Here is an 11,366-nt window from a genome sequence, read left to right on the forward strand (position 1 = left end):
GCCGAATTCCCTCCGCAAAAGCAGTCACCAGGGATTGATCCGCAACAAATAAAACCCTACCCCCAACCCCCTGATTTTGTACGGAGGGTAGCCGCGCGACCGCCGAACACGCTCCGTTACCGCATTGCCGGAGTCCGGTTCGGTCCCCGGGGCGGCCCCGCCTCCACCGTTCCGCTGAGTTGCGGGTTCATCGCCGACCGGTAGCTTCGAAGATCAGCAGTCCATGTAAGGAGCACCGCCATGCCTCCTTCGCCGCTCACTCCAGCGACGAGCCGTTACCGACGCCCGTCACCCTCCGTAAGTGTCGTGATTCCGGTGCGCGACCCCGGGGGCCTGCCGCTGATGCTTCGTGGATTGCCGGTCGTCGATGAGGTGATCGTGGTCAGCGACGGCCCGGCCGCCGAGACCGCCGCGCTGGTCCGCTCCGCCCGGCCGGACGCGCTGGTGATCCGTCCCGGCCGGACCGGCTCCGGAAATGCCCTGGCCAGCGGGGTCGCCGCCAGCAGCGGCGACGTCGTGGTGACGCTGAACGGCGACGGCTCCACCGACCCGGGCGAGATCCCCCGCTACATCGCGGCCCTGACCGAGGGCGCCGACGTGGCGGTCGGCTCCCGCTACCGCCCCGGCGGCCGGGATCTGACCGGCGGCCGTTTTCGGCGCGGCACCAACCTGGTGCTGATCTGGATCGTGAACACGTTGTTCGGCACCGATCGCACCGACCCCGGTTTCGGGTACGCCGCCTTTTGGAGGGACGCCATCGACCGCCTCGACCTGCCCGACCCGTCCGCCCGGCACGCGAGCGCGTGGGGTGACGGTCCGGAGATCCAGCCGCTGCTCGCGCTGCGCCCGGAGGCCCGCGGCATGCGGGTGACCGAGGTGGGCAGCGTGGCGTACCCGCGGATGAGCCGGGCCGAGCGGGCCGGCCTGCGGCACTGGATCCGGGTGATCGCGGTCGAGTTCAAGCTGCGTAAGGGCCGGCACACCGCCCCGGCGGTGGACCCCGAGGCGACCACCGTGCCGGTGCGGCCGACCTGGCCGATGTCGAACCGGCAGCCGACCGGCGAGCCGCTGTGGGGCCCGCCGCGCCGCCGGCCGACGCCCGGCCGCGACCTGTGGCGGGCCGGCGAGAACGCGCAGGCGCACACGTCGACGTCGACCCGGCCCACCGGGAACGGCAAGTCGCACAGCTGGCGTTCCGGCCACCCCGGCCGGCCGGACGTCAATCCGCGGATGATCGAGGCGCCGCTGTTCCAGCCGCCGACCAAGGCGATGAAGCCGCAGCCGCGCGAGGTGGGCGAGAAGCGCCGCCGGATGGAGGTGTACCGCCAGCGCCCCGACCTGCGGGTGATCAACGGTGAGGGCACCGGCGGTCCGCGGACCCGGCCCGGGCGGCTGCGCCCGGTCCCGCGGGAGAACTAAGCCACGCGCTCGCGCAGTCGCGGCAGGATCTGCTCCGAGTAGAGGCGCAGGAAGCGCTCCTGGTCCGGCCCCGGCGCGTGGAAGACCAGGTGCTTGAAGCCCATGTCCAGGTAGTCGGTGATCCGCAGCGCGTGCTCCTCCGGGTCGGACGAGCAGATCCAGCGGGTCATCGTGCGCTCGACCGGCAGCGCGTCGGACAGCCGCTGCATCTCGATCGGGTCCTCGACGCCGGTCTTCTCGTCCGGGGTGAGGGCCAGCGCGCCCCAATAGTGCGTGTTGTTCTGCGCCTGCGCGAGATCCTCGTCGAACGACACCTTGACCTCGATCAGCAGGTCCAGGTCGTCGATCTTGCGACCGGCCTTCTCGGCGCCCTCGCGGACGGCCGGCAGCAGCGTCTCGGTGTAGAGCTCGGCGCCCTTGCCGCTGGTGGTGATGAAACCGTCGGAGATCCGGCCGGCCAGCCGGGTCGCGGCCGGCCCGGACGCGCCGATGTAGATCGGAACCGGCGTCTCGGGCTTGTCGTAGATGGTGGCGTTCTCGACCCGGTAGAACTGGCCCTCGCTGGTCACCCGGTCCTCACGCCAGAGCTTCTGGATGAGCAATACGGCCTCCTTGAGCCGGGCGAACCGCTCCTTGCCGTCCGGCCACGGGATGCCCAGCGGCACCTCATTGAGCGACTCGCCGGAGCCGACGCCGAGCACCACCCGGCCCGGCGCCAGCAGCCCGAGCGTCGCGAACGCCTGGGCCACCACCGCCGGGTGGTAGCGGAACGTCGGGGTGAGCACGCTGGTGCCGATCAGCACCCGCTCGGTGCGGGCGGCGAGGGCGCCGAGCCACGGCAGGGCGGCCGGGGCGTGCCCGTCGTCGTGCCGCCACGGCTGCAGGTGGTCGGACGTGAAGACCGAGTCGAAGCCCAGCTCCTCGGCCAGCACGCCATATTTCAAGAGTTCCGCCGGGGCGAACTGCTCCGCCGACGCCTTGTACCCGAACCGAATCATGGTTCGAATCTAACCCGCGGCTTTGTAGGCCTGCCCTGCCGCCGTCGGAGAATCCCCGTCCTTGTACAGCCCGAAGTCGACGCTGTCGCCCACCGCCGGCAGTCCGAACCACGCGTACCGCTCGACGAACGACCGGCTCTGCATGCCCTTGGTGCTGCCCGTGATGAAGGCGACCTTCTGCGCGTCGGACGGGTACTTCGGCGAGCCGGAGAAGTTCATCAGGCCGTACTCGGTGATCCAGATCGGCTTGTCGTAGCGCTGGTGCACGGCATCGACGTACCCCAGGAACTGCTCGACCGCCGCGTCGCTGAAGTCACTCCCGTACCAGTGCAGGGTGATGAAATCGACCTGGTAGCCCTTGTCCTTCGCCCCGCTCATGAAGCGGTCGAGCCACCCGCCGGCGGTGTCCCCGCCGTACGCCACCGCCGGGGATCCCAGCCGCAGGCCGGTCGCCTGCAGCTTGGGCCACGCGGCCAGGGCGTCCTCGACGCTCATGTTGGCCTGCCCGGACATGTCCGGCTCGTTGAAGCCGAGCAGCTCGCCGTCGCTCTCCTTCTTGGCCTGCGCGATGGTGGTGTCGGTGGCGTTGGCCTTGCCCCAGATCATCGGCACGAACTCGACGCCGGACGGGCCGGGCATGCTGTCGTTGTTGGCCGCCCAGTTGTAATACCAACCGGCGCCGACGTCGGCGAGAGCGCCCTTGACCCCACTGAACTCCCAGACCCCGACGCCCTTCTTCCTGCTCGCCTTGGCGGCGATCACGACGGGCTTCTTCGAGGTCTTCGACGGTGACGGCGAGAGGGACGGCGACGGCGACGTCGTGGCCGGCGTTGCGCTGGGGGTACGCCGTGGGGCCGCCGACTGGGTGGCCAGGACGGCCGCGGTGGGGGTCGCCGGCGGCGGGTCGGCCCGGTAGACCACCACGGCCGCGGCGGTGCCGGCGACCGCGGTGGTGGCCAGCGCGGCGGTCAGCACCTTCTGCGAGACGCTGAACCCGATCTTGGCAGCCAGGTGGGCGCCGCTGCCGGTCGCCGTCTTGGCCGCCACCACGCTGCCGCCGCCGATCGCCAGCTTGCCGCCCATCGCCGCCGGGATCGGCACGAGCGCCATCCCGGCCAGCAGCCGCTCGGCCGCGACCAGGTTGTGCCAGGCCGGCGAGCAGTAGGAGCAGTCACGGGTGTGCCGGGCGATGCGCTTGCGCCACAGCGCGCTCGGAGTGCCGTCCCACGGCACGGTGACCAGCCGCAGCTCGGCACACGGCGGCTGGGCGGCCAGCGCCCGCACGACTGCCCGGGCCGTCTCGAGCTGGCCCTTCATCCGCTGGATCCGCACCGCCGCGTGCTGCCGGGTCACCTCGGTGGCCTCGACGATCTCGTCCCGGGTCAGCTCGCCGGAGGCCTCCAGCCACCACAGCGACAGCAACTCCCGGCTGTCCTCGTCGAGCCAGCGGGTCGCCTCGGCGGTCTCCCGGCGCTGCCCGGAGAGCTCGAGGCGGGTGATGGCCAGGTCGGTGAAGTCGGCGCCCGGGTCGCGGACGTCCTCGTGCAGCAGCGCCTCGGGCGCGCCGCGCCGGGAGCGGTACCGCTCGCGCACCTGGCGCACCGTGATCGCCACCAGCCAGGACCGGAACGACTCGGGCTCGCGCAGGTCGCCCAGGTTGCGCAGGACCCGCAGCATGACCTCCTGCACCACGTCGTCGACGTCCGCGTGCCCCTCCAGGGCGCGGCCGACGATCGTGTAGACCAGCGGCAGGTACCCCGCGACGAGCCGGTCGACCGCGGCCGGGTCGCCGGCACGGGCCGCAACGACGGTCGCGATGTCGGGTTGGTCCGCCATGTTCCTGCCTCTCCTCGGTCGTCCCGGCCACTGTTTCGGCGGCCGACCATAGGGGGACGCGCGAGCTGTCCATGGATAACACGTTTTCCAGGGGCGGCTGGATGAGGGCGTGCGTGATTAGGTGGGCCACGGTCCGGGCACACCTAAGCCATGCGTATGACAGTCCGGCTAGATCTTCCCCGCGAGTCCGGCAGCGTGCCGGCCGTGCGCCGGCTGCTGCGTTGCGCCCTCGCCGACCTGGACCTGAACCAGGACGCCGGCGCCGATCTGGAGATCGCGATCACCGAGGCGTGCGCCAACGTGATCGATCACGCGACCGGCGCGGAGAGCTTCGAGGTGCACGTCGAGGTGGCCGACAACCACTGTGCGATCGACGTCCGTGACCACGGGGACGGTTTCGACCCCGAGACGATCGACGCACCCGGCGAGGACGCTGAGCGCGGCCGCGGCCTTTTCCTGATCAGGGCACTTGCCGAGAACGTCCGGATGCAGTCCGCACCCCGGCACGGCAGCCTGATCCATTTCGAGAAGTCGTTCGCCTAGACCCGCCCTGCCCCCCGGCCGGACCAAGCACCTATCATGCTTGCTGTCTGGCAACTATTGCTGACCGTGAAAGGAGATCGAGTGCCCGACGGCCCGGCATCGGTCGGCGCGTTGCTTCGCGCAGCGCCGCCCGATCGCCTTCCCGAGGTCACCGCCGAGCATCTGCGCGCCCGATATGCCGCCGACGGCATCGAGGTGCTGCTCGGTGATCTGAGCCTGTCCACACTGCGACCCGTGCTCGACCCGGAGAGCGCCGACGGCGGCCCCCTCGAGCAGCGCTGCTTCGGCAGCCAGCAACCGGTCCTCGACCCCCGGCCGGACGGCACCACCCGGCTGCTCCTGCCGATGACGGTGTGGGGTGACCGGCTCGGCGTGCTGCGGGTCCAGGTCCCCGGCCGGCCGGCCCCGGAGCTCACCGCCGAGCTGTGCAGCATCGCCGGCGAGCTCGCGATGGCCGTGCGCACCGCCGACCGGGACACCGACCGCTACCACCAGGCCCGCCGCCGGCAGCGCCTCACGATGGCCGCCGAGCTGCAATGGGATCTGCTGCCCGGGCGCTCGCTCGACGGCGAGCGGTTCCGGCTGGCCGGTGCGCTCGAACCGGCCTACGCCGTCTACGGCGACCACTACGACTGGGCGGTCACCGGCGACCTGCTCACCCTCACCGTGCTCAACGGGCAGGGTGACGGGATCGAGGCCGCCCTGCTGACCGCGACGGCGGTCAACGCCATGCGCAACGCCCGCCGCTCCGGCGCCAACATCGTCGAGCAGGCCGAGCTGGCCTCCGACGCGATCTACTCGCGGCACGGCGGCAATGCGCACGTGGCCACCCTGCTGCTCGAGGTCTGCCTGACCGACGGCACGGTCGAGGCGGTCGACGCCGGCTCGCCGCGCGCCATGATCGCGCACAACGGCGACCTCCGGACGGTCTCGCTGGAGCAGCAGCTCCCGCTCGGCATGTTCGGCGACACCCGGTACGAGATCCAGAAATTCGGGCTCGAACCGGCTGACCGACTGCTCGTGGTCAGTGACGGTGTGCATGCGGCGGCTCCCGGCGGGCGCGTCGCCTACGGCACGTCCTCCCTGCTCACCGCCGTGCGCCGGACCAGGATGCAGCGCCCGGCCGAGGCGGTCGGCACGGTGCTGCGTGGCCTGCGCGACTACCACGCGGGGATCGACCCGGACGACGACGCCGTGATTGTCTGCTTGGATTGGCTGCGGCAAACGGAATGATTCGCACGCCGCACGGGTAGTGGCATGTCGGCATCGGGCACAAGAGCACCTGCAGAACAGGGACACAACATGGACGACCGGGTCACCGACGTCGCCGCGGCTGTCGAATCGGCGGTCGAGTCCCTCGTGTCCGTGCTCGACGGGAGCGTCGCCGGTTCGCCCACGGTTCCGCCGGCCCAGTTACGGGTCCTCACGATCGTCGCGGGCAACCGGCATACCAACATGAGCCGGCTGGCCGAGGCCCTCGAGGTGGTGCCGTCGTCGGCGAGCCGGCTCTGCGACCGGCTCGAGGCGACCGGCATGCTGCGCCGGGTGCCCGACCCGCGGGACCGCCGCGAGGTGCGGCTGCTGCTGACCCCGGCCGCCCGCCGGTTGCTGGACGACCTGCGCCGGCGGCGGCGGGCCGCCCTCGCCCAGGTGCTGGAGCGGATGCCCGCCGACGACCGGCAGGGGCTGGTGCACGCCCTCGAGGCATTCGCCGCGGTGGCCGGCGCCGACCGGGCCGATGCGGACGGCGATCTGCGCACCGCCTGAGATAGCGTGCCGTCATGCGCATCGGCATCGTTATCCTCCCCGACCAGCGCTGGTCCGTCGCCGCATCGCGGTGGCAGCGCGCCGAGGAGTTCGGCTTCGACCACGCCTGGACGTACGACCACCTGGGCTGGCGTGATCTGGTGGACGGGCCGTGGTTCGACGCGGTGCCGACCCTGACCGCGGCGGCCGGGGTGACCAGCCGGATCCGGCTGGGCACCTACGTGGCGTCACCCAACTTCCGGCATCCGGTGCACTTCGCGCGGGAGATCACCGCGCTCGACGACATCTCCGGCGGCCGGCTGCTGCTCGGGCTGGGCGCCGGCGGCATCGGTTTCGACTCGGCCGTGCTCGGCGAGCCGGAGCTGACCCCGGGCAAGCGGGTGGACCGGTTCACCGAGTTCCTCGACCTGCTCGGCACGATCCTCACCAACCCGGCCACCACGCACCGCGGGACGTTCTACACCGCGATCGACGCGCGCAGCATCCCCGGGCCGGTCCAGCAGCCGCGCCCGCCGTTCGTGGTGGCCGCCAACGGGCCGCGCGCGCTGCGGCTGGCCGCCCGGCACGGCGACGGCTGGGTGACCACCGGGCCGCAGGCCGTCGACGATCTCGACTCGTGGTGGCGGCAGGTGGCCGAGATCGCCGGCCGATTCTCCGAGGCGATGGCCGCCGCCGGCCGGGCGCCGGATGCGATCCCGCGCTATCTGAACCTCGACTCGGCCCCGCTCTATTCGATGACCAGCGTGGACGCCTTCACCGACGCGATCGGCCGCGCGGCAGGGCTCGGCTTCACCGACGCCATCACCCATTGGCCGCGGGCATCCAGCTGGTACGCCGGCGACGAAAAAGTCCTCGAATCTGTCGCCGAGGTGCTACCTACGCTGCGGGGAAACTAAAAAATCAGTGCGCCGCCCGGTAGGCGTCGGTCACCGACTGCGGAATGCGGCCGCGCTCGGAAATCTGGTGGCCGTTCGCCTGGGCCCACTCGCGGATCAGGCGGTTCTCGTCGCGGGAACCCGCGGTGCGGCTGGGCAGGCCCCGGCGCCCGTTGATCCGGCCCGGACCGCGGCCGAGGCGGGTGCCCGCACTGATGTAGGGATCGAGTGCCTTACGCAGCTTCCCGGCATTGGTCTCGGAAAGGTCGATCGTGTAGCTAATGCCGTCCAGGCTGAACTCAACGGTGCGGTCAGCCTTCTTTCCATCCAGATCGTCGATCAGAGTAGTGATAACCTGACGCGCCATAATGACTCCCGAGTCAATCCGATCAACCGCGCCCAGTGTTGCTCGAAACTGGCATCTCGCGCAACTCATCGGGCCAGAATTAGCATTCTTTCCTGCTCAAGGCGGCCCATAATTCAAATGGCGAGCCCATATTCACAGGAAACGGCGAGAATGAGGCTTGTTCGCGACCTACCTCGAGCTGCATCTCCGCAGGTCGATGCAGGTGAGCTCCACCGTCGCGAACAAGCCTCACTCATCGGGTGGCAGCGCGGGCTCTGGATCACCTAGGGTCGTCGGCATGGACGAGCGGACGGCGTGGCACGAACAGCGCCGGCAAGCGATCGCCGGGCACGCCGCCGCGCAGGCCGCGAGCCGGGAGGCCGAAGCCCGTCAGGCGGCCGAGCTGCTCACCGGTTTCGTCCGCCGGGCCGCCGAGCGCGGCCTGCCGCCACATCCCCTCACCGCCCGCAGCTTCGACGGCCGCGCGACCTACCGGACGAAGGCCAAGGGCTGGTTTCTGAAGTCCAACCGCTCGGTCGCCGTCGGCGAGCACGGCGAGTATTACGTTCTGACCGTCCCGGCCTCGCTGCGCGCCCGCTTCACCGGCGCCGAGTTGTCCCCGAGCATCCCCCGGCTGATCGTCGGCGCGGGCGGCGGCGACGGCGAGACCGTGCCCCTGGCCCAGTTGCTTGATCAGCGACTCGACGCGGGAGTCTCCTGGCCTTGATCCGCCCCCCGGCATTCCTCTCCGTCGTCCTGCTCACGGCCTCCGTCGCCGTGCTGCCGGCCGCACCGGCCTCGGCCGCCGAAATCCCCTGCCCCAGGCCGAAGGTGGCCAAGCCGGCCGGCATCCCGGCCCGGCCGGTGCCGCCGGCCGACGACCCGGTGAACAGCGCGGTCGGCGGGGACGCCCTCGCCACCCACGGCCTGATCATCCCGGCCGGGGCGAAGCAGCCGCCCGCGGTCACCGCCACCACCTGGATCGTCGCCGACCTGGACACCGGCGAGGTGCTGGGCGGCTGCGGGCCGCACGTCTACCAGACCCCGGCCAGCGTGCAGAAGACGCTGCTGGCGGCGACCGTGCTGGACAAGCTCGACCCGAAGCAGTCCATGACGGTGGTCCGCAGCGACCTGGACATCGAGGTCAACAGCTCGGCGGTCGGCCTGGTGGTGGGCGGGAAATATCAGATCGCCACGCTCTGGCTGGGCCTGCTGCTCAACTCCGGCAACGACGCGGCCAACGCCCTGGCCCGGCTGGCCGGTGGCGGCGGCGCGGACGGGGTGGCGAAGACGGTGGCCGCGATGAACGCCGAGGCGCAGCGGCTCGGCGCGTTCCAGACGCACGCGGTGACCCCCAGCGGCCTCGACGGCAAGGGGCAGTTCACCAGCTCCTACGACCTGGCGCTGATCGCCCGCAAGGACTTCGCGAACGCCGATTTCCGGAAGTACGTGCTCACCAAGGCCACCCAGATGCCGGCCCAGCCACAGGTGAAGCAGAAGGGCTTCCAGATCCAGAACGAGAACAAGCTGATCTACAACTACCCGGGGGCGATGGGCGGCAAGACCGGCTTCACCACGGTCGCCCGGCACAGCTACGTGGGGGCGGCCCAGCGCAACGGCCGCCGCCTGGTGGTGACCCTGCTCGGCGCCGAGGCCCACCCGCAGCGCGGCTGGCAGCAGGGCGCCGCGCTGCTCGACTGGGGCTTCGCGCTGCCCGCCGACGCCTCGGTCGGCAAGCTGGTCAGCCCGGACGACGTGGCCGCCCGCAACGCCGCCACCGCGGCCGCGGGCAAGACCGAGTCGACCACCACCACCACCACCACCAAGCAGGCCGCCCCGGCGGTGCACTCCCCCGGCCCGGGCGCGAGGACCGTGATGGCGGCGGGCGGGGTCGCGATCGTGCTGGCCGGCACTCCGCTGCTGCTCCTGCTCACCCAGCGGCGCCGCCGGTCGGTCCGGGCTCGCCGGTTCACGCGAGGATGAGGCCGAACACCCACACCACCGCGACGCCCAGCGCTGCGGTGAACTCGATGAGCATGGCCATGCCGGCCGCGCCGAGCGCCTTCTTGGTCGACGGCCAGGCCTGACCCGGCCCGAGTCGGTGCTGCTCGACCAGGAAGACGCCGAGCACGAAGCCGAGGATCAGGCCCACCACCGGGATCACGAAGAATCCGACCAGGCCGAGCGCGCCGCCGGCCAGCAGCGCCGTGTTGGGGATGCCGGCGCTCTTCAGCCGCCGGCCCGGGACCAGGTATTTCACCAGTGCGCCGAGCGTGGCCACCAGGGTCGCCGCGATCAGCACCAGCCACTTGACGGTGCCGGACGCGTCGCCGAGCAGCGCCCAGGTCAGCACCCCGAGCCAGCCCAGCAGCAACCCGGGAATCACCGGAATCACCACCCCCACCACGCCCAGCGCGACGGCGATGCCGGCGATGACATTCACGAGGGTGCCGGTGTCGGAGAGGTCCATGGGACCAGCGTGCCCACCCGGCGCAAGGCCGCAAACACAGCAACCGTTACGCACCTGGACGTGACCGAAAGTAGTACCCCAGCTCCACCAAAGTTTCCTCCTGTCAGCCGGGAAGCCTGCGCAAGCGGGCCGCCCGACCAACAAAAACGGGGGAACTTACATGACCACCATCGTGACGAACGCTGCCGACCTCGCGCCCGCCGCTACGGTGCTCTCCGCCGCCGAGCAGGAGGAGCTGATCCGCACCCACATGCCGCTCGTCGGCCACCTGGTGCGTGACATGCTCACCCGCATTCCCAACCACATCCACCGGGACGACCTCACCAGCGCCGGCCTGCACGCCCTGGTGACCGCGGCCCGCGGCTGGGACCCGGACCGCGGCATCCCGTTCCACCGCTTCGCCAGCACCCGCATCCGCGGCGCCATCCTGGACGAGCTGCGCTCGCTCGACTGGGCCACCCGCTCGGTGCGCACCAAGGCCCGCGCCACCGACACCACCCGCTCGCAGCTGACCACGACGCTCGGCCGCACGCCGACCGCCGACGAGCTGGCCCAGGCGCTCGGCACCACCACCAACGACCTGAAGCGCACCGACACCGACGTGCAGCGCGCGACCGTGCTGTCGCTGCAGGGCTTCACCACCAGCAGCGCCGACGACCTGGTCACCGAGAAGACCCCGGGCCCGGAGGACATGCTGCTGCGCCGCGAGCAGATCGGCTACCTGCACCACGCGATCAGCTCGCTGCCGGAGCGCCTGCAGGTCGTCATCACCGAGTACTTCCTCAACGAGCGGCCGATGGCCGACATCGCCGACGACCTCGGCGTGACCGAGAGCCGGATCAGCCAGCTGCGCGCCGAGGCGCTGTCGCTGCTCAAGGACGGCATGAACACGCACCTCAACCCGGAGATGGCCCCGGTGCCGGACAACCCGGAGAGCATCACCGCCCGCCGCCGTGCCAACTACTACGCCAACATCGCCAGCAACACCTCGATGAACAGCCGCCTCGCGATGACCAACGCGCACGGCCACACCACGTACGGCCGCGCCCCGCGCGCGACCGTCGCCGCCTGACCTACGACGTGAAAGAAGGGCCCGGCCAATCGGCCGGGCC

12 protein-coding genes are annotated in these 11,366 nt (G+C 71.2%); 8 read left to right on the forward strand and 4 right to left on the reverse strand.

What is annotated here, in order from left to right; all coding sequences use genetic code 11:
* Positions 1-315: 315 nt before the first annotated feature.
* Positions 316-1,419, forward strand: a complete 1,104-nt coding sequence (locus Adu01nite_RS38625) for a glycosyltransferase family 2 protein (protein ID WP_203734287.1) — start codon at positions 316-318, stop codon at positions 1,417-1,419.
* Here the strand turns inward: Adu01nite_RS38625 and fgd are convergent.
* The gene (gene fgd / locus Adu01nite_RS38630) at positions 1,416-2,417 is read right to left on the reverse strand and encodes a glucose-6-phosphate dehydrogenase (coenzyme-F420) (protein ID WP_203734288.1); all 1,002 of its coding nucleotides are present in this window, start codon (positions 2,415-2,417) and stop codon (positions 1,416-1,418) included. The genes Adu01nite_RS38625 and fgd overlap by 4 nt on opposite strands.
* Positions 2,418-2,426: 9 nt before the next feature.
* Complete coding sequence (locus Adu01nite_RS38635) at positions 2,427-4,253, reverse strand: sigma-70 family RNA polymerase sigma factor (protein WP_203734289.1); 1,827 nt, start codon at positions 4,251-4,253, stop codon at positions 2,427-2,429.
* Between the two features lie 156 nt (positions 4,254-4,409).
* Between Adu01nite_RS38635 and Adu01nite_RS38640 the strand changes: the two genes are divergently transcribed.
* From Adu01nite_RS38640 to Adu01nite_RS38655, 4 genes are all read left to right on the forward strand, one after another.
* Complete coding sequence (locus tag Adu01nite_RS38640) at positions 4,410-4,796, forward strand: ATP-binding protein (RefSeq protein ID WP_239133031.1); 387 nt, start codon at positions 4,410-4,412, stop codon at positions 4,794-4,796.
* Positions 4,797-4,877: 81 nt separating this feature from the next.
* Positions 4,878-6,029, forward strand: a complete 1,152-nt coding sequence (locus tag Adu01nite_RS38645) for a PP2C family protein-serine/threonine phosphatase (protein ID WP_203734291.1) — start codon at positions 4,878-4,880, stop codon at positions 6,027-6,029.
* A gap of 69 nt (positions 6,030-6,098) precedes the next feature.
* Positions 6,099-6,563: a MarR family transcriptional regulator gene (locus tag Adu01nite_RS38650; protein WP_203734292.1), complete on the forward strand. Its 465-nt coding sequence runs from the start codon at positions 6,099-6,101 to the stop codon at positions 6,561-6,563.
* Between the two features lie 14 nt (positions 6,564-6,577).
* Positions 6,578-7,459 carry an LLM class flavin-dependent oxidoreductase gene (locus tag Adu01nite_RS38655; RefSeq protein ID WP_203734293.1) on the forward strand — a complete coding sequence of 294 codons (882 nt, stop codon included), beginning with the start codon at positions 6,578-6,580 and terminating at the stop codon, positions 7,457-7,459.
* 4 nt (positions 7,460-7,463) lie between these two features.
* Here the strand turns inward: Adu01nite_RS38655 and Adu01nite_RS38660 are convergent, their stop codons facing one another.
* Positions 7,464-7,805, reverse strand: a complete 342-nt coding sequence (locus Adu01nite_RS38660) for a histone-like nucleoid-structuring protein Lsr2 (protein ID WP_203734294.1) — start codon at positions 7,803-7,805, stop codon at positions 7,464-7,466.
* Between the two features lie 277 nt (positions 7,806-8,082).
* Between Adu01nite_RS38660 and Adu01nite_RS38665 the strand changes: the two genes are divergently transcribed.
* Both Adu01nite_RS38665 and Adu01nite_RS38670 read left to right on the forward strand, forming a co-directional pair.
* Positions 8,083-8,511, forward strand: a complete 429-nt coding sequence (locus Adu01nite_RS38665) for a hypothetical protein (protein ID WP_203734295.1) — start codon at positions 8,083-8,085, stop codon at positions 8,509-8,511.
* Complete coding sequence (locus tag Adu01nite_RS38670; RefSeq protein WP_203734296.1) at positions 8,508-9,767, forward strand: D-alanyl-D-alanine carboxypeptidase family protein; 1,260 nt, start codon at positions 8,508-8,510, stop codon at positions 9,765-9,767. Before Adu01nite_RS38665 ends, Adu01nite_RS38670 begins: the two co-directional genes overlap by 4 nt.
* On the opposite strand, the gene Adu01nite_RS38675 is transcribed toward Adu01nite_RS38670, so the two are convergent.
* Positions 9,754-10,254, reverse strand: coding sequence for a DUF456 domain-containing protein (locus tag Adu01nite_RS38675; RefSeq protein WP_203734297.1), 501 nt, complete (start codon positions 10,252-10,254; stop codon positions 9,754-9,756). The two genes, Adu01nite_RS38670 and Adu01nite_RS38675, sit on opposite strands and share 14 nt — an antisense overlap.
* A 160-nt stretch (positions 10,255-10,414) precedes the next feature.
* On the opposite strand from Adu01nite_RS38675, the gene Adu01nite_RS38680 reads away from it, so the two are divergent.
* Positions 10,415-11,326: a sigma-70 family RNA polymerase sigma factor gene (locus Adu01nite_RS38680; protein WP_203734298.1), complete on the forward strand. Its 912-nt coding sequence runs from the start codon at positions 10,415-10,417 to the stop codon at positions 11,324-11,326.
* The last annotated feature ends 40 nt before the right edge of the window (positions 11,327-11,366 follow it).

Source organism: Paractinoplanes durhamensis, assembly GCF_016862175.1.
Taxonomy (GTDB): Bacteria; Actinomycetota; Actinomycetes; order Mycobacteriales; family Micromonosporaceae; genus Actinoplanes; species Actinoplanes durhamensis.